15 protein-coding genes are annotated in these 17178 nt (G+C 68.7%); 10 read left to right on the top strand and 5 right to left on the bottom strand.

The annotated features are described in order from the left end of the window. The first annotated feature begins 1 nt into the window (after nt 1). The 7 genes from OG257_RS01265 to OG257_RS01235 all read left to right on the top strand — a co-directional run bounded on the left by OG257_RS01265 (nt 2) and on the right by OG257_RS01235 (nt 9739). Nucleotides 2-430 carry a DUF2267 domain-containing protein gene (locus OG257_RS01265; RefSeq protein ID WP_329204140.1) on the top strand — a complete coding sequence of 143 codons (429 nt, stop codon included), beginning with the start codon at nt 2-4 and terminating at the stop codon, nt 428-430. A gap of 20 nt (nt 431-450) precedes the next feature. Continuing rightward, nucleotides 451-714 carry a UBP-type zinc finger domain-containing protein gene (locus OG257_RS01260; protein WP_104783392.1) on the top strand — a complete coding sequence of 88 codons (264 nt, stop codon included), beginning with the start codon at nt 451-453 and terminating at the stop codon, nt 712-714. After that, on the top strand, nt 714-2441 hold the full coding sequence (locus OG257_RS01255) for an FAD-dependent oxidoreductase (protein ID WP_329204139.1): 1728 nt from the start codon (nt 714-716) through the stop codon (nt 2439-2441). Before OG257_RS01260 ends, OG257_RS01255 begins: the two co-directional genes overlap by 1 nt. A 506-nt stretch (nt 2442-2947) precedes the next feature. After that, on the top strand, nt 2948-5440 hold the full coding sequence (gene uvrA / locus OG257_RS01250; RefSeq protein ID WP_329204138.1) for an excinuclease ABC subunit UvrA: 2493 nt from the start codon (nt 2948-2950) through the stop codon (nt 5438-5440). 167 nt (nt 5441-5607) lie between these two features. Beyond that, complete coding sequence (locus tag OG257_RS01245; RefSeq protein ID WP_329204137.1) at nt 5608-6729, top strand: hypothetical protein; 1122 nt, start codon at nt 5608-5610, stop codon at nt 6727-6729. A gap of 315 nt (nt 6730-7044) precedes the next feature. After that, nucleotides 7045-9216 carry an FUSC family protein gene (locus tag OG257_RS01240; RefSeq protein ID WP_329204136.1) on the top strand — a complete coding sequence of 724 codons (2172 nt, stop codon included), beginning with the start codon at nt 7045-7047 and terminating at the stop codon, nt 9214-9216. 367 nt (nt 9217-9583) lie between these two features. Next, nucleotides 9584-9739 carry a hypothetical protein gene (locus OG257_RS01235; RefSeq protein WP_329204135.1) on the top strand — a complete coding sequence of 52 codons (156 nt, stop codon included), beginning with the start codon at nt 9584-9586 and terminating at the stop codon, nt 9737-9739. A 261-nt stretch (nt 9740-10000) separates the two neighbouring features. Here OG257_RS01235 and OG257_RS01230 read toward each other — a convergent pair whose 3' ends face one another. From OG257_RS01230 to OG257_RS01220, 3 genes are all read right to left on the bottom strand, one after another. After that, nucleotides 10001-10396, bottom strand: coding sequence for a hypothetical protein (locus OG257_RS01230; RefSeq protein WP_329204134.1), 396 nt, complete (start codon nt 10394-10396; stop codon nt 10001-10003). Nucleotides 10397-10459: 63 nt separating this feature from the next. Further along, nucleotides 10460-11632 carry a 4-hydroxybenzoate 3-monooxygenase gene (locus tag OG257_RS01225; RefSeq protein WP_329204133.1) on the bottom strand — a complete coding sequence of 391 codons (1173 nt, stop codon included), beginning with the start codon at nt 11630-11632 and terminating at the stop codon, nt 10460-10462. 210 nt (nt 11633-11842) lie between these two features. Continuing rightward, nucleotides 11843-12604, bottom strand: coding sequence for a helix-turn-helix transcriptional regulator (locus OG257_RS01220; protein ID WP_329204132.1), 762 nt, complete (start codon nt 12602-12604; stop codon nt 11843-11845). A gap of 119 nt (nt 12605-12723) precedes the next feature. Between OG257_RS01220 and OG257_RS01215 the strand changes: the two genes are divergently transcribed. Continuing rightward, nucleotides 12724-13539 carry a siderophore-interacting protein gene (locus OG257_RS01215; protein WP_329204131.1) on the top strand — a complete coding sequence of 272 codons (816 nt, stop codon included), beginning with the start codon at nt 12724-12726 and terminating at the stop codon, nt 13537-13539. 26 nt (nt 13540-13565) lie between these two features. Here OG257_RS01215 and OG257_RS01210 read toward each other — a convergent pair whose 3' ends face one another. Both OG257_RS01210 and OG257_RS01205 read right to left on the bottom strand, forming a co-directional pair. After that, complete coding sequence (locus tag OG257_RS01210; protein ID WP_329204130.1) at nt 13566-14171, bottom strand: GOLPH3/VPS74 family protein; 606 nt, start codon at nt 14169-14171, stop codon at nt 13566-13568. 174 nt (nt 14172-14345) lie between these two features. After that, the gene (locus tag OG257_RS01205; protein ID WP_329204129.1) at nt 14346-14813 is read right to left on the bottom strand and encodes an ester cyclase; all 468 of its coding nucleotides are present in this window, start codon (nt 14811-14813) and stop codon (nt 14346-14348) included. Nucleotides 14814-14886: 73 nt separating this feature from the next. Here OG257_RS01205 and OG257_RS01200 point away from each other — a divergent pair, with 73 nt between their 5' ends. Together OG257_RS01200 and OG257_RS01195 are read left to right on the top strand one after the other, a co-directional pair. Next, nucleotides 14887-16005, top strand: coding sequence for a PP2C family protein-serine/threonine phosphatase (locus tag OG257_RS01200; protein WP_329204128.1), 1119 nt, complete (start codon nt 14887-14889; stop codon nt 16003-16005). Between the two features lie 243 nt (nt 16006-16248). Continuing rightward, nucleotides 16249-17010 carry a PIG-L deacetylase family protein gene (locus OG257_RS01195; RefSeq protein ID WP_329204127.1) on the top strand — a complete coding sequence of 254 codons (762 nt, stop codon included), beginning with the start codon at nt 16249-16251 and terminating at the stop codon, nt 17008-17010. Nucleotides 17011-17178: the final 168 nt, after the last annotated feature.

Raw genomic sequence — 17178 nt, 5'->3', positions numbered from 1 at the left:
AATGAGTGAAACGACATTCTCCTCCTTCGATACCATGGTGGACAAAGCCAATCGGCTCCTCAGGGACATCGAGGAAGCCAACGGCTGGCCCAAGGAACGCCGGAAACAGTCGTACGCCGCTTTGCGCGCCGTCCTGCACCGGCTACGGGATCGCCTCTCCGTCGACGGCGCGGTGCACCTGGGGGCGCAGCTTCCGACTCTGATCCGCGGCGTCTACTACGACGGATGGAAGCCGTCTGGGACACCGGTGAAACTCAGTGGCGAGGACTTTTTCCAGCGCGTCAGGGACGACTTTCCCTACGCGGTGGACGGCGGCATCGAAAAGGTCGTGCGGACCGTGCTGGAGGCTCTGAAGCGCTACGTCAGCGAAGGGGAGTGGGATCACCTCAAGTCCGGCCTGCCCAACTCGCTGGCCGCCGTACTGCCGTAGCCCCACGAGAGGAGAACGTCATGGCAACGATTCCGGACCCGCACCTGGCAATGGTGCGGCCAGTGACGCCGCGTACCCCGCAGGGCTGCGAGGAGTGCCTCAGGGAGCATTCCCCATGGGTGCACCTGCGGCTCTGCCTCACCTGCGGGCACGTCGGCTGCTGCGACTCCTCACCCCTCAAACACGCCCGCCGACACGCGGGCAGCGCCGAGCACCCCATCGTGCAGTCCTTCCAACCGGGAGAGGACTGGCGCTGGTGCTACGTCCACGAGGCCTTGGTCTGATGAGTACCGCCAAGCAGAAGAATGGTGCGGTCCGCGAGACGCCGGACCGATACGGGGCGTTCCCGCGCCTGACACCGGAACAGCTTCAGGACCTGACCGCGCACGGTGAGCGCCGCAGGACCACGGAAGGTGAGGTGCTGTACCGGGAGGGCGAGCCGTTCCGGGAGTTTCTCGCGATCCTCAGCGGGACCGTCGAGATCCTTCAGGACCACGGCGGCCCGGAAGAGCGCACGGTGGCGGTGCACGGACCCGGCAGGTTCTTGGGTGAACTGGGGATGCTGGAGGGGCAGGCGGCGTTCGACACCGCCGTGGTGCGTGAGGCAGGCGAGATCCTGGCGGTACCGGTGGAGCGCCAACGCACCTTGGTCGGCCGCGACCCCGTACTCGGCGACCTGATCCTCCGCGCTTATCTGGGCCGACGGCATCTTCTCATCGGCCTCGGCGCAGGCTTCCGCATCCTGGGATCGTGCTACTCGCGGGACACGCTGCGGCTACGTGAGTTCGCTGCCCGCAACCGGCTGCCCCACCGCTGGCTGGATCTGGAGAGGGACAAGGAGGCTGAGGCGCTGCTGCGACGGTTCTCCATCCGCCCCGAGGAAACTCCGGTGGTCCTCTGGAAGGGCGAGCGGGTGCTCCGCAATCCGAGCAACGCCGAACTCGCCAGCCTCATTGGGCTGCCCGCCCCCACGGCGAAGGCCGCCCAGTGTGACGTGTTGGTGGTCGGCGCGGGCCCCGCGGGACTCGCCGCAGCCGTGTACGGCGCCTCCGACGGCCTCACCACGATCTCCGTCGACGCCGTGGCCACCGGAGGCCAGGCAGGCACCTCGTCCCGCATCGAGAACTACCTCGGCTTCCCGTCGGGCATCTCCGGAGGAGAGCTCATCGAACGCGCGGTGCTCCAGGCCCACAAATTCGGTGCCCGCCTCATGGTCCCGGCCCAGGTCACCAGGCTCATCCCGCAGGACGACGAGTACGTAGTCACCTTCACAGACGGGTCCCAAGTCCGGGCGGACGCCGTGGTGCTCGCCTCAGGTGTCCGGTACCGCAGGCTCGAGGTGCCCGGCATCGAACGTCTGGAGGGCATCAGCGTCTACTACGCGGCGACCGTACACGAGGCCAGTCTCTGCGAGGCGGACCCGGTCGCCGTTGTCGGCGGGGGCAACTCCGCCGGACAGGCGGCGCTGTTCCTGGCCCACCACGCGTCCGGAGTCCACCTCCTCGTCCGGGGCAGCGACCTCAACGCGGACATGTCGCGTTACCTGGTGGACCAGGTGGAACGGCACCCGAAGATCGAGGTGCTGCTCCACACCGAAGTCCGGGGCGTCTCCGGGAAGGAGAAACTGGAGTCGCTGAGCGTCGAGGACAACGCAAATGGTGAGCGCGGCACGCTGCGGGCCGCCGCGCTGTTCGTGTTCATCGGGGCTCGCCCGCGCACGGAGTGGCTGAGGGGCGTGCTCGCCCTGGACGAGAAGGGCTTCGTCCTGACCGGGGCGGACGCCCAGGCTGCTGCCGACGCGACCCGGTGGGACTCGCTCGGCCGTGGTCCATTGCTGCTGGAGACCAGCCTTCCAGGGGTCTTCGCAGCCGGCGACGTCAGAAGCGGCTCGGTCAAACGAGTTGCCTCGGCCACCGGTGAAGGTGCCATGGCGATCCGCCTCGTGCACGAGCACCGGGAGAATGCCGGCAACCTGGTCCGCACCGCAGGCCCTGAAGGGCCTCGGCCGTGACCGGCCAGTCCGTGCCTGGCACCGATTTTTCACTGAACAGACCCTCAGGTGGCTGGACACCGCCCAGGCCAGTGCCGCAGCAGTGAGTTTCTGCCCGCTTGTGATGTGACGCGCCGTCCGGGGTCTTGGGCTGAATGGCGGGCGGCGGGTGGCCACGGTGTGCGGGTGGCAAACGAGTACGCGTACCTGAGTTCGATGATGACGAGGGCCAACGGGCTGCTGGGGATCATCCGCAGGACACGCTCTCGCCACCGTCGGGAGCGGGGCCCCCGGTCTACGCGGGCACGGACCCGGGGTGCAGTACCACCTTGGTCCACCCGGACCGGCGCGTGTCGAAGTTCTCACTTCTCCGGGGCACCCGTCGCGGCCGCTCGTCGGCGCCACGGCACGAACACCTAGCTGGGTCGTGTGTCGAAAATGGATCCGGGACACTCCGGACGCCCGTGGGAGCGAGGCCCGGGGACGGCGCCTGTCGTGCGGTTCCCGGCGCAATCAGGTACTCAGGAATGGTGAACAAGGACGCGACCGACCCCTTTGTGCATGTGCGGGGCGCCAGTGAGAACAACCTGCGGAACATCGATGTCGACGTTCCGCGGGACGCGATGGTCGCCTTCACCGGCGTCTCCGGTTCGGGCAAGTCCTCGCTCGCGTTCGGCACGCTCTACGCGGAGGCCCAACGGCGCTACTTCGAGTCCGTAGCACCGTACGCCCGAAGGCTGTTGCAACAGGTCGGCGCACCGCACGTGCAGGAAATCACCGGACTGCCACCCGCCGTGGCCCTGCAGCAGCGACGCGGGTCGCCCAGCTCGCGATCGACGGTCGGCACCATCACCACGCTGTCCAATCTGCTGCGCGTGCTGTACTCCCGCGCCGGCACCTATCCGCCCCGGGCCGCGCGGCTGGAGGCCGAGTCGTTCTCACCCAACACCGCGGCCGGCGCCTGCCCGGAGTGCCACGGACTGGGCGTCGTGCACGACGTCGCCGAGGAACTGCTCGTCCCGGACCCCTCGCTGAGCATCCGCGAGGGGGCGATCGCCGCCTGGCCGGGCGCCTGGCAGGGCGCCAACCTGCGCAGCGTCGTGAGCGGCCTGGGGATCGACATCGACCGACCGTGGCGCAGGCTCAGGAAGAAGGACCGGGACTGGCTGCTGTACACGGATGAGCAGCCCTCCGTGTACATCGAGCCGGAGGAGGACCGCGTCGACTACGGCTACCAAGGCAAGTTCTGGAGCGCCCGCAAGCACGTCATGCACGTCCTCGCCGACTCCAAGAGCGAGAAGATGCGCGAACGGGCACTCCGGTTCGTCAGGAGTGTGCCCTGCCCGGAGTGTCACGGCAGCGGACTGCGGCCTGAGGCACTCGCCGTGACCTTCGCCGGACGTTCCATCGCCGAAATCAACGCGATGCCGCTCACCGATGTCGCGGCCCTGCTGCTACCCGTCGCAAGGCGGTCCAAGGCCGACGCCACCACGTCGACCGCCCGATCCGGGGAGACGACCGAGGTCGCGGTCCGGATCTGCAGCGATCTGGTCGCACGGGTCGACGTACTGCTCGACCTGGGCCTCGGATATCTCAGCCTCGGGCGCCGCTCGACGACCCTGTCGCCCGGCGAGGCACAGCGCCTGCGGATCGCCACTCAGCTGCGCTCCGGGCTGTTCGGCGTCGTCTACGTCCTCGACGAACCCTCCGCGGGCCTGCACCCGGCTGACGCGGAACCGCTGCTGGACGTGCTGGACCGCCTCAAGGAGGCGGGAAACTCGCTGTTCGTCGTGGAGCACGACATGGACGTCGTACGGCGGGCGGACTGGGTGGTCGACATCGGCCCTGGCGCGGGCGAGGGCGGCGGGCGCGTGCTGTACAGCGGCCCGGTCGCCGGCCTGGAGCGGGTGAGGGAGTCGGCCACGAGCCAGTACCTGTTCGGGCGCGCCGAGCCGCTCGATCACCGCCCGCGCACACCGCACGGATGGCTGCACCTGAGCGGCGTCTCCCGCCACAATCTGCACGACGTGTCCGTCGACGTACCGCTCTGCGTGCTGACGGCGGTGACGGGCGTGTCCGGTTCCGGAAAGTCGACGCTGGTGACGCAGGTGCTGGCGGAGGTCGTCCGCGGCCACCTCGGACTTGTACCCGAGGATCCCGACGAGGCGCAGTTGGAGGTCGACGTCCAGGACGCGTCGGGGGTCGAGTCGTTCGACCGGCTGGTCCGGGTCGACCAACGGCCCATCGGCCGAACTCCCCGGTCCAACCTGGCCACGTACACGGGGATGTTCGACGCGGTGCGCAAGCTGTACGCGGCGACGGACGAGGCCAGGGCGCGCGGCTACTCAGCCGGGCGGTTCTCCTTCAACGTGCCCGAAGGGCGGTGCGAGACCTGCCAGGGCGAAGGATTCGTCGCGGTGGAACTGCTGTTCCTGCCCGGCACCTACGCGCCGTGCCCGACCTGCCAGGGCGCCCGGTACAACGCCGAAACGCTGGAGGTCACCTACCGCGGCAAGAACATCGCGGAAGTACTGGCGCTGTCCGTCGACGCCGCCGCCAAGTTCCTGTCCGCCGTCCCGGCCGCCTCCCGCAGTCTGGAGACATTGCGCGAGGTGGGACTGGGGTACCTGCGGCTGGGGCAGCCCGCGACGGAGCTCAGCGGTGGTGAGGCGCAACGCATCAAACTGGCCACCGAACTGCAGCGAGCCCGCCGCGGCCACGCGCTCTACCTGCTCGACGAGCCGACGGCTGGGCTGCACCCCTCGGACGTCGCACTGCTGCTGCGACAGCTGCACCGGCTCGTCGACGCGGGCAACACGGTCGTCCTCGTCGAGCATGACCTGGACACGATCGTTACCGCCGACTGGGTCATCGACCTCGGGCCGGGCGGTGGCGACGCGGGCGGGCGTGTGGTCGCGGCGGGCCCGCCGGCCAAGGTGGCGAGGGCCCGCCGCAGCGCCACCGCGCCCTATCTCGCGGCCCGGCTCGCGGGCTCCCGACGACGGCGCGAGGGGGGCTGAATACCGGTCACAGGGAGCAGGCCCCGTACCGGGAGAACGAGGAGATCTGGCCGCGCCGCCTGCACCGGCCGGCGGGAGCCAGCGTGTCATCGCAGCGCCGACGCCACCCCGAGGGCATTCTGTGGGCACTTGCGGTCGCGGGGACAGACAACGAGAAGGATCCAGTCATGCAAGCCTCGTCGCAGGGCGTTACGGTCGTGGCGCTCCTGGCGGATCCGGATGCACCGACCGACATTGCGAAGCGCATGAGCCGGACCCTTCCTGCCCGGCTCGCCGACAAGTCCGGCCAGGGGCGACGGTTCGACATCGAAGTGATCAGTGAGCCCTTCACTTCGGGGACCGAGGACCCACCCGCCTTGATGCGCCGGATCATAGATCGTGGCAGTGCGGAGAATTGGGACATCGTCGTCGCCCTCACCGACCTCCCGCTGCACTTGCACGGCCGCAGGCTCGTCGCGGATATGAGCCACGAACACGGCTTGGCCTTGTTGTCGCTGCCTTCGTTGGGGGGCTTCCGGCTGCAGACGAGGGCGCGCCTTGCCGTGGAAGAAGCCGTGCTCGGCTTGGCGGGCCCGCAGCCCACCGACCCCGAGAGGCCTCCACGAAGGCAGACGCTTCCGGAGTCCGTCGACGGCCGTCTCGCACCCGTTCATCCGAGCCCGGTCGGCGAGGAGGAGAGCGCTGATCTCCGGTACGCCATCAGCGGGCCGCGCGGCTATCTACGGGTTCTCTTCGGTATGGTCCGCGCCAACCGGCCGTGGCGGTTGGTGCCAGGCCTTTCGAAAGCCCTGGCCGCCGCGCTTGCTACGGGAGCCGTCGCCACGGTGAACTCCACCGTCTGGACCCTGGCCGACTCTCTGAGCGTGCCGCGCCTCACCATCGCCACGGTCGGGTCCGTGGCACTCATGATCGGTTGGCTGATCGTAGATGCGCAGCTGTGGCATCACTCGGCACAGGGCTCGCCGGAGGCGCGGCAGAGGGCGCGACTCTACAACGTCTCGACAGTCCTGACTGTGGGTATCGGGGTGCTCGTCTGCTACGTGGGCTTGGTGGCCATCAATTTTGTGTGGGCGCTTTTCATCCTCAACGACCAAGTGTTCGCTTCCATGACACGAGACCCGTTGAACGCAACGGACTACTGGACCTTGTCGTGGTTCGTGGCTTCGACTGCCACAGTGGGCGGCGCGCTGGGATCAGGCCTGGAGAGCGACGAGGCGATCCGAGCAGCCGCCTACTCCAAGCGCGAACAGGAACGTCGCCACATGCTCCAGGACGAGCACGATGGCTAGCTGTACGAAGACGCACAGGAGCCGAGGGCGATGGCGGACGGTGAATCACGCCCGTCTCCTTGGCGGCGGTGACGCTGACGTGATGGTGCGGTCGGTGACCGGGCTGACGAAGCGCAGATCGACTCTTCAGCAGCCCATCGGCTCCTCGGTACTTGCCGGACCTTCGGTCAGGGGCGTCCGCAGCGGCAACCCCCTGTGTCAGGAACCGCGGCCGTCACCCTGCTTCTGGACTGTGTGGGAGGCCCTCCCACACGACGGACGGACCAGAACCAGGCCGACGCGAGCCGGCATGGCCTCCCGGCTGGGCTCACGCCCGTGACGTGGCCGCGGGCCTTCAGGGAAGTCCTTTGGTCCGGGCTCAAAATCGAGGAGACGCGGCTGGAGCCCCTGCTCGCGCTGCGCACGGCCGTCGGTGTGGCACTCGTCATCGGGGCGGCGCTATGGCTCGGCTCCCCTGCGTTCGCCGCATCTGCCGCCCTCGGCGCCTTCTCCGCGGGTGGGGCCACCTTCCAGCGCACCTGGCGCCCACGCAAGGTGATCGCGCTCGGCGCCGGCGTGGGGCTGGCGCTCAGTACCCTGGTGGGCTACCTGGCGGCGGGGCAACTCGTGACGTTCCTTCCGCTGCTGGCCCTGTGGACCTTTGTCGCGGGGCTGGCGTGGGCCGTCGGATCGACCGCTGGGATCGTCGCAGCGACGACGGTCGGCAGCATGCTGGTGACCATCACCCTGCCCACGAGCGTCGGACGAGCCCTGGAGCACGCCGGGATCATCGCGCTCGGCGGAGTGGTGCAGGCCGTGCTGATCTTGCTGTTCCCGATCCGCCGATGGGGGGCGCATCGTGACGCGCTCGCCGACGCACTGGCCGCCGTGGCGGACTATGCCCGCCGGCTCCGGCACGACCCGACCGCCCGGTTCGACCCGGAGCCCTTGATGACAGCCCGGGACGCGGCCGCCGTCACGCCGTCACAGGCTCGCACCCGCCCCGACGTCCTCCACGGCCCGCGAGGACTTGCCGAGCGCATTCTGCCGGCCATCGCCGCGCTCGCCGACCCGGACGTCGGCGCCCCGGCGGAGGGACCTGGGAGGGACCGCGCGCGGGAGCTGCTCGACGCGGCCGCCGACGTGTTGGATGCGGCCGCCCGATCGATCCGGCGCGGCACCCCCGTCGAGGTACCACCCAAGACTGTGAACCTCCTGCGTGGAGACGAGGAGCACGAGGTGCTCGAGGGCCCCGCGCGGCAGGCCGCCGAGAGGCTCGCGGGACTGCTCGGTGAGGCGCTGGAGATCGCTGAGTGCGGCAACGCGCGCAGAAAGACGCCCACGCAGCATGGCCCCGCGGGCGTCCAGTTCCTGGTGCGCCCGACCATGTTCCGGATGATCCCGGTCATCGTGCAGGCGGTCCGTCGTGAGCTCCGCCACGACTCGCCCGTCTTCCGGCATGCCGTTCGGCTGGCGGCGGTAGCCACGCTCGGCTATCTCATCGCCGCCCGGCTACCCCTGGGGCACGGCTACTGGGCGCCCATCGCCTCGGTGATGGTGATGCGTCCCGACTTCCACCGGACGTACGCGCGTGCGGTCGCCCGTCTCGCCGGGACCCTGGTGGGGGTCGCGCTCGCCACCGGAGTGGTGCGGGCCCTGGGCCCGGACGCCCATGTGTTCGGTGCGCTGGCGGTGGTCTCGGCGGGCCTGTCGTACACCCTGATCCGTACCGGCTACGCCTACTCCCAGTGCTTCACTGCCGCGTACGTCGTCTTCCTGCTCGGAATGGGCGGCCAGGCATGGGAACAGACAGTCCCGGAGCGGATGGTACTCACCCTGCTGGGCGGAGCCCTGGCAATGCTGGCCTACGCGGTGTTCCCTGCATGGGAGACGCCCCGGCTGCCGGAACGGCTCGCGGACTGGCTCGCCGCCAACGGCCGCTACGCGGCCGCAGTGCTCCGCAACTACGCCGAACCGACCAGGGAACGCCGTGCCGACATGCGCAGTGCCCAACTGGCGAGCAGAAAAGCGCGTGCCGCCTGGCAGGAGGCATACGACCGGGCAAGGCAGGAACCGGTCCGCCCCAGGGGCCTGACTTCGCGTGAGGCGGAGGAGGCACAGGAGGCACTCACAGGGTTCGACAGGGCAGCCACGCTCATGGAGAACCGCGTCCCGCAGGACGACAACCCTTTCGCTCTCGAGGCGGAGGGGCTCGCCGAGGCCCTGGAAACGGACACGGCGCAGGCGGCAGCCGACGTGCGCGAGCACAGGGATCCGGACTGGGGACGCGTGGAGAAGGCTCTCCAGGCGTGGGAGGGCGCCGGTGCCCGGAGCCCAGCGCTACGGCGCGAGGCGGACCTGCAGAAGCGCGCCCTGGAGGACCTTGCGACAGCCGTAAGCCGCACCCCTCTGGAGCGCGACGTCGTCTCCGTGCGTGAGGAGCAGCGAGTGCAGGAGGCCGTGGAGGCTGAAGGCAGTGGCTCAGGACCCGCGCACCGGGGTGGGTGACGTTCCGACGACGGCAAGCGTCGCGCCCTCCTGGAGAGGCAACAGTCTTCCGGCCGCGAGCCAAGCGCCCGCGTCCTGACCGAGCACTACCGCGCCGTGGGAGCCGCCGCCAGTCACCCGGCCACAGCTCTGCGCCTCGGTGTCACCAGCCACTTCTACGTCGGCAAGACCTCCCAGGACGCACGCGGCAACGTCTACCCGCACTACCGCGAATACCTGCGGCCCAAGACCCCGGGCGGCGGCCGCGGCTGGCTCATCGGCCAGGAGCATTTCCAGGACACCGCCGGCCCTTTCGGCGACCGGCAGCCCACAGGAAGTCATCGACAAGATCCTCACCGAACGAGAACTCCTCAGCATCGACCGCTTCATGGGACAGATCGACTTCGGCGGCATGCCCCCGGCCATGGTCAACACCTCCATCGAACTCCTCGCCACCGAGGTCGCCCCCGCCATCCGCAAGGAGACGCGCCTCCACTACAACTTTCGCGCCTCTTCTCCGAACGGTTCACTTCCCGGAGCATGATCAAGAACGGTCGGCGGAAGCAGCCAGAATGACGCCGAGATCACGGGCTGGTCTGTGATCCGTCAGCGATAGCACGCCCCTGTAGTCACATGGGGCTCCGCGCGATGGCATACGAATACCGCAGCTTTGGAATACGTACCCGGTACCAGCTAGCCGGGCCTACTTGAGCCGCCGCGGGATCCGCCGCACCATCCCGAGCCGTGGCCACGAGGTAAGACAGACCAGCCGTCCGCTACGAAGCAACTGTTCTGGTTGCAGCCATCAACGAGTGGACGTGAGGGGGTGGTGACGGGAGCATGGCTCGGCGGGTGACCACGGGACCCAGGAATGGCCTTCACGCCAACCGGGTCGCCCGCAGGCCCAGCCCTGGAGCACCTCAGCCACAGGTTCCACTGTGAAGACCCCGCGCCCGCGGGGTACCCATGTCTGGAAGTGCCTGTCCGGCCCTCCCTCGCGGTATTCCACCTGATAGCTCAGGTCGTCGTTGAGGAAGACCTGCATGTAGTGCTGGTCGGCGGGCTCCACATCGAGCCGCCGCACGATGACGAATCGCGATGCGAGGTTCATGTCAGCCAGCAGGTCGTGCAGCTGGTCCTCGGACGGATCGTCCCAGGTCGTCCCGTTCGCCTCAACTGCGCGAAGCGCTTGTGTCGCCATGCAGCTGACTCTAGTGACCCGCCAGGTCTCAACCCTGGCGGGTTCCACTTCTCAAAACACGTTCTAGTTGGTTCCGGCGGTGAGTTCGCTGAAGAGCTTGTTCGCCGCGTCCGAGGTGAACTGGCGCTGCAGCTCGGCCCGGGCGACCTGCTTTCGGAACTCTCCTTCGTAGCCGGTGAAGCCGGCGTTGTGCATGATGTCGGTGATCCACGTTGCGAACGCCTGGTAGTTCCAGATGTGGGGCAGACAGGTTTCCGAGTAACTGTCGAGGAGGCTGGGATCGCCTTCCTTGACCTGGCGGATGACGGCGCGGGCGAAGACCTCGGTGTCGTGGAGGGCCAGGTGGATGCCCTTGGCGCTCATCGGCGGGACGATGTGGGCCGCGTCTCCGAGGAGGTACAGCTTGCCGTAGCTCATCGGGTCGAACACCACGCTGCGGAGCGGCACGATGCGCTTGTCGAGGATCTCGCCGGTCGACACGGGCGTTCCGAACCGGGCCTCCAGTTCGTTCCAGATGCGCTCGTCCGGCCACTGCTCGGGGGTGTCGGTGACCGCGCACTGGAGGTAGATGCGACTGGCGTGCGGGCCCCGGGGGATCATGCCGGCAAGGCCGAGGGAATGGATTGCCATGCCGGACGGGTTCGTCGGGACCGCGGCCAGGACGCTGAGCCAGTTGTACCCGTACTCATGGGAGTACTCCGTCAGGGCGGGGGCGGGGACGGTGCGGCGGCTCACTCCGTGGAAGCCGTCGCAGCCGGCGACGAAGCCGCATTCGATGATCTTGGCCGAGCCGTCGGTGTCCTGGTAACGGACGAGGGGGCGCTCGCCGGTGATGTCCTCCAAGGAGACGTCGGCGGCTTCGTAGCGCAGGTCTCCGCCGTCGCGCAGGAAGAGATCCGTGAGGTTACGGACCAGGACCTGTTGGGGGCAGTAGAGGCTGTCGTTGCTGTCGTCGTCCACGTCGATCGGCATTGCTTCGCCGTCGATGTAGAAGCCGCCCTCGCTGTGGGGGATGGGGTCACCCGCCAGTACCTCTTCGAGGCCCCACTCGCGGAACATGCGCACGCCGAAAGTGTCGATGGTTCCGGCGCGCTGACGCTGCTCGACGTAGGCGCGGGGGTGCTTCTCCAGCACGATGCAGTCAATGCCGTTGCGCAGCAGGAAGTTGCCGAGCGTCAGGCCGGCGACACCGGCCCCGACGATGGCGACTGCCGTGGTTTCGCGTGTCTCAGTCATGGTGTGCGAGCCTCCGTGCTCGAAGCGGTGGTCGAACACGTCGAGGCGTGAACGACAGTGCCGCCCGGGTGATGCGGCGTACAGGCACCACTCTGGGACCCGACAGGCGGGCGAACCACCGGTGATTGGACAGCTGATACCGAAAAACCGCCAACATCGGAGGACTGGCGGATCCGTGCCGCGCCCGGGTCGCACCAAGTCGGCGCGCGGCTACCTTTCGTCCTTGCGAAGCTCGGCCTGGTAGCGGCCGGGGGTCTGGCCGACGACCTCGGTGAAGGCGTCGATGAAGCTGGAGGGGTTGGACCAGCCGCACGCCACTGCGGTCTCGGTGACCGACAACCCGTCGGTGAGGTGCCCGAGGGCGTGGTGGATGCGCAGGGTGGTGCGCCAGCGGTGGAAACTCATGCTGAGTTCTGTGTGGAACAGCCGGCTCAGGGTGCGTTCGCTCGCCCCGACGGTGCGCCCCAGTTCCGCCAGGGTGGCGGGCCGGGCCGGATCCTCGTGGAGGAGAGCGGTGGCGGCCCGCAGCCTGTCATCGCTGGGTTCGGGCAGGTGCAGGGACTGCTCGGCGGCGTCGGCGAGCTCGTCCACGATCACTGCGAGCAGTCGCTTGTGCGCGCCGGGACCCCGCTCCGGCTTGTCGGTCAGCGCCAGGATCGCCTCACGTAGCAGGGGGCTGACAGCGAAGACGCTGGGATGGTCGACGAGCCGAGCGCACAGGTGGACCGGAACGGTCAGGAGGCGGATGTCGGTTCGGCCGTACAAGCGATGGGAGTGCGCGAACCGCGGGGGCGTCCACGTCACACGGTTTGCCGGGGCGACCCAGGTCCCGCGCTCGGTCACTGTGGCCAGCGTTCCGGCAGCGGCATACACGAGCTGCCCTTGCACGTGTGAGTGAGGATCGAGCTGATAGCCGTGCGGCAGCCACGCGGCTCCCTGAAGAGTCGCTTCTTCCGGTTCTGAGGGCGTCATCGAAGGTTGGCGGCCTTTCGTTATCAGACGTCAGTTTACCGGTGGCCCGGTGGCGGTGGCGGAGCCGAAAGTTACCTCATGAGCACTGACGCCCAGGCACACAGCCGAGAGAGCTGCTGATGCCCTCCCGAATCCAGCGCCCGCACAGGCGGCGGATGCTGTCACTAACCGTCCTGGCCGGCGAGCAGATCAGCCCGCACTTCATGTCCATCACCCTGGGCGGAGACGATGTCCAGCACCTGGAGCAGTCCGGGTACGACCAGTCCGGCCGCCTCTTCTTCGCCGACACCGACGCTGACGACGTCTTCCTGCCCACCAGCGAACGGTGGATCCTGCAGCTCACCCTGCAGGGCTCCAAGCCGCGCCCCCGCGTCCGGACGTATTCGATCCGGCGCTTCAGACCGGAATGGTCGGCCTTCGACATCGAAATCTCGCTTCACGAAAGCGGCAGCTCCCCGGTACCCGACGCCCCCGGAGCCCGGTGGGCGCATGCGGTCGAACCCGGGGCCGAAGTGGCGTTCCTCGACGAGGGACACAGCTACGCACCCACCCCCGACGCCTCATGGCAGCTACTCGTCGGCGACGAAACCGCGCTACCGGCGATCCTCGCCATTCTCGAACGGTCCGCCGACACCCTGCCTGCCGAAGTCTTCCTGGAAGTCCCGGCCCCCGAGGACATACGCGACGACATCACCGCGCCCCCAGGCACCAACATCCACTGGCTGCCCCGCGCCGAACCCTGCGCGAAACCCGGCGCCCTCGCCCTGCAGGCGGTTCGGCAGGCCCAGCTTCCCGATGGGCGCTTCTACGCCTGGACAGCGGGCGAGTCCACGCTGGCCGCCGGCGTACGCCGACATCTCGTCGGCGAACGGAAGGTTCCCAAGGCCGACATCTGCTTCCGCGGCTACTTCAACTACGGCAGAGCCGGCCTCTGACCGCGCCGGTCGAACCCGGACCCGGCTCACGGCCCGCGCCAGAGGTTGGCGAAAGCCGCGTTCTCGATGGACCGCCTCTGGCGTACGGCCTCCAGCTCCATCACCGCGTCGTGGACAACGGCCACCACCGTCGTCACCGACTCGTCATCGAGACCGGGCTCATCGTCGGATCCGTCGTCGTCGATGCCCACGACCGAGGCGAGGGCGGCCAGGACGGGCTCCTTCTCCCTCCAGCGGTCGGCTGCCCGGCGGTGCGCGGGCGTGTCGACCGGCTCCACGCGCTCCGAGCCGAAGGACAACCGGCCGCTTCGCTTCCGAGCCAGTTCACCGTCCTCCTCCAGGGCGGCCTGGTACGCGGCCGAGAGGTCTTCGCCCCGGCGCCACAGCCAGTCCTCGATCCGCTCGTAGGGCGCCTGCCGAGTGAGCGCTGCCGCTGCCTGGTCCATGAGTCGATCGTCCAGCGTCGGCAGCTCACCCGGCACGATGCGGTCGCCGTCCACGGCGACCGCATCCGCGCCGATGAGATCGATCAGCTCGGCCCCCGCGAGGGCGAGCGACAGGTCACCCTGTCCCACGGAATGCTTCGAGCTGGGGTCCATGGTGATGATGAACAGGTCTTTCGCCGTGGTCATGAACGGCTCCCCTCGGAGACATCGACAAAGGTACGTATCCAGCGCCCCGGCACTGTGTCCCGGGCCGGTCCGGCGGTGGAGCGACTGTCACGATCAGTATCGCCCCCGCCCGCGCAGCCGAAGCCCTTTCGCGACACGGCGGGAGTCTGCCCGGTCTTCTCGAACGGTTCGGGATCAGAGCTCGCTTGCCGTTTGCCGAAGTTGAACGGTGATTCCCTGCCGGTCGAACTGGATCCAGTACTCGACAATGCGTCCGTGCTCGACGCGATGGACCTCGCTCGTCATGGCTGTGACCTGCGCGCCGGTCGGCAGGTGGTGATCCACCGGGCCGACGTGCCGCCCGTTCTGGATCCAGCGGGTGTGGACCCGATCCCCGTCGTAGGGCTCCGGCCGAGCGGGTTCTCGACAGGGCCCGCCCCCTCCCCGCCTGCCGAGAACGCGCCCGAGTCCGCAGGTCAGCGTGTGGCCGTATCGGCTACGGACGTGAGGGCGGCGTTCCTCATCGGCATGTGCCGGCTCCCTCCGTGCCTCGCCCCGCTCATCGCTCCCGCCACTGTCTCGCGTGTGCGCCGCCTCTGCCCGAACCGGTGCGCCGGCCCAGCTCTGCTCCCGCAGGTGCGGTGTCCGCCGTCGGACCCTCATCCATATCGGTGATGCGTTCAGATGGCCACGTCATCTCAACAAGATCGTGATGCGGGCTCTTAGGGTTCGCCTTATGCCTCGCGAGCCTTCTCCGAACGGTCGGCGGTCCCTGTTGCTGCGTCAGGGGTGGGTGTGGTGGCTGCCGTTCGCCGTTGTGGTGATCGACGTGATCGTCGAATTGGTCCTGCGTGGACGGGAGCCCGTGAGTTTCCTGCTCATCGGGGTGCCTCCGCTCGCCGCGGCGACGCGCGGCCCGCGAGGGACGGCGCTGTCGGCGGTGGTCTGTCTGGGGCTGCAGATGCTTTTCGCCGCCCGGCGTCCCGGCCACTTCCACGAACAGCACCACATCGCGTTGTACGTGGGCACGCTCCTCATCGGAATCGCCAGCACGGCCCTTGCGTGGCAGAGGGAGCAGGCCAGACAGGAGCTGATCCGCGCGAACTCGGTCGCAGAAGCGATGCAGCGCGGCCTGCTCCGCCCGGTGCCACGCAAGCTCGGGCAGGTACGGGCCGCAGCGTTCTACTCGGCGGGTGAGGGCGGCACGCTCGTCGGCGGTGACCTGTACGACGTATGCGTGACGCCCTTCGGGGTGCGGGCGATCATCGGCGACGTACGCGGCAAGGGGCTGGGTGCGGTACAGACGGTTGCGGCGGTCCTGGGCAGCTTCCGGGTCTGCGCGCACGAGTGGCAGGACCTGGGCAGCCTGGCGGAGCGGCTGGAACTCGGCATCGCCCGCAACGCTCCGGTCGGTGACGGATACGACCCCGAACTCTTCGTCACAGCGCTGGTGCTGGAGTTCCCGCCCGCGGGCGGCGAGGTCCGGATCGTCGACCGTGGACACCCGGCGCCCGTCGTCGTAGGCCCTCAGGGCGCGCGGCGGCTGATCACCGCGCCGGCGCTGCCCCTGGGACTGGGCGGGCTGTCTCCCGGCGCCGCCGCGGAGACGACGGTGCATCCGCTGCTCGCCGGTGAGGTGGTCGTCGTACACACGGACGGGGTGAGCGAAGCACGGGACGCCGCGGGAGTGTTCTACCCCGTGCTTGAGCGCCTCGCACAGCGTTTCGGAGGTGAAAGCGCACCGGATCCCGCGGACGTCGTGTCATTCGTACAGGCGGACACGGAGCGCTGGTCGAAGGAGTGTGACGACGACCAGGCCGTTCTCGCCCTCACATTGGGTGAGCACCCATGGTGAGAGGTCTTCAGCAGGTCAGTGGATGAGGCACTGTGCCCGGCAGCAGAGTCAGCGATCAGCTTCGTGGCCACCCGTGGAATCACCGGGTGGCAGCTTCTGGACCATCCGTCCCTCCTGGAACATTGCCGAGCGGTTGCCCAATGACTCCGTTGGTCGGCGGGCCACCAGCGGCCACTGTTCGTGGGCGGAGGTTCTTCGGCACGTCACGCCGACGGTCGGCCCTCCATGCGGAAGGATGCCGACATGACATTGCCTGCGCTCCCGGAGGAGTCCTTCCAGCGCGTGCTCTGCGTCGTCGCGCACCCCGACGACATGGAGTACGGCACCTCTGCGGCCGTCGCTCGGTGGACCGCGCGCGGCATCGAGGTCGGATATCTCCTGCTCACTCGCGGCGAGGCCGGGATGCCGAACCCTCCCGAGGAGACGGCACGCCTGCGCGTCGCCGAGCAGCAGACCGCCTGCGCCGTCGTCGGCGTAAATCACCTGACCATTCTTGAACATCCGGACGGCGTGCTCGTCTACGGCCTCGACCTGCGCCGGGACATCTGCCGGGAGATCCGCCGGTTCAAGCCCGACGTCGTACTCGGCACCGGTTACGACATCGAGACGCCCTACGGCTTCGATCAGGCCGACCACCGGGCAGCCGGGCTCGCGGTGCTCGACGCCGTGCGCGACGCGGGCAACCGGTGGGTCTTCCCGGAGCAGGTCGACGAGGAGGACCTGCAACCGCACTCCGTGCGCTGGCTCATCGTCCCCGGGCTCACCGGCTCCGGGGCGACCCACGGCGTCGAGGTCACGGGTGAGCCACTGCGCCGCGGCATCGCCTCCCTCGAGGCGCATGCCGCGTACCTGGCCGCGCTCCCGGACCACCCCGCCCCCGAGGACTTCATCCCGAAGCTCACCGCGATGAGCGGCAAGGCCATGGGCGTCGAGCACGCCGTCCTGTTCCGCGCCCACGACCTGCAGGCACCACCGGAGTTGTTCACCGAAGACGTGCAGGACTGACTCGGGGGCACCGTGTGACGTTACCTTCTCGGCACCCGGTGCCCCGCTGACCGCGATCGAGCTTTTGTGCTGCGGTCACAGGTCGGTCAGTACGTTTTCCAGAGCAGTGAGGACGTAGGAACGCCCGCCTCCGCCCATGATCCGGTGCGCCATCTGCTGGGCAGTCAG

Source organism: Streptomyces sp. NBC_00683 (assembly GCF_036226745.1).
Lineage (GTDB): Bacteria > Actinomycetota > Actinomycetes > Streptomycetales > Streptomycetaceae > Streptomyces.
This window is presented reverse-complemented; position numbering and strand designations above follow the sequence as displayed.

Excerpts from the sequence above, each read along its gene's own strand:
- OG257_RS01260 (WP_104783392.1), top strand. The coding sequence starts at position 451 with ATGGCAACGATTCCGGACCCGCACCTGGCAATGGTGCGGCCAGTGACG.
- OG257_RS01255 (WP_329204139.1), top strand. The coding sequence starts at position 714 with ATGAGTACCGCCAAGCAGAAGAATGGTGCGGTCCGCGAGACGCCGGAC.
- OG257_RS01230 (WP_329204134.1), bottom strand. The coding sequence starts at position 10,396 with ATGGCGACACAAGCGCTTCGCGCAGTTGAGGCGAACGGGACGACCTGG.
- OG257_RS01205 (WP_329204129.1), bottom strand. The coding sequence starts at position 14,813 with ATGAGGGTCCGACGGCGGACACCGCACCTGCGGGAGCAGAGCTGGGCC.
- uvrA (WP_329204138.1), top strand. The coding sequence starts at position 2,948 with ATGGTGAACAAGGACGCGACCGACCCCTTTGTGCATGTGCGGGGCGCC.
- OG257_RS01200 (WP_329204128.1), top strand. The coding sequence starts at position 14,887 with ATGCCTCGCGAGCCTTCTCCGAACGGTCGGCGGTCCCTGTTGCTGCGT.
- OG257_RS01265 (WP_329204140.1), top strand. The coding sequence starts at position 2 with ATGAGTGAAACGACATTCTCCTCCTTCGATACCATGGTGGACAAAGCC.
- OG257_RS01245 (WP_329204137.1), top strand. The coding sequence starts at position 5,608 with ATGCAAGCCTCGTCGCAGGGCGTTACGGTCGTGGCGCTCCTGGCGGAT.
- OG257_RS01210 (WP_329204130.1), bottom strand. The coding sequence starts at position 14,171 with ATGACCACGGCGAAAGACCTGTTCATCATCACCATGGACCCCAGCTCG.
- OG257_RS01235 (WP_329204135.1), top strand. The coding sequence starts at position 9,584 with ATGGGACAGATCGACTTCGGCGGCATGCCCCCGGCCATGGTCAACACC.
- OG257_RS01220 (WP_329204132.1), bottom strand. The coding sequence starts at position 12,604 with ATGACGCCCTCAGAACCGGAAGAAGCGACTCTTCAGGGAGCCGCGTGG.
- OG257_RS01215 (WP_329204131.1), top strand. The coding sequence starts at position 12,724 with ATGCCCTCCCGAATCCAGCGCCCGCACAGGCGGCGGATGCTGTCACTA.
- OG257_RS01225 (WP_329204133.1), bottom strand. The coding sequence starts at position 11,632 with ATGACTGAGACACGCGAAACCACGGCAGTCGCCATCGTCGGGGCCGGT.
- OG257_RS01195 (WP_329204127.1), top strand. The coding sequence starts at position 16,249 with ATGACATTGCCTGCGCTCCCGGAGGAGTCCTTCCAGCGCGTGCTCTGC.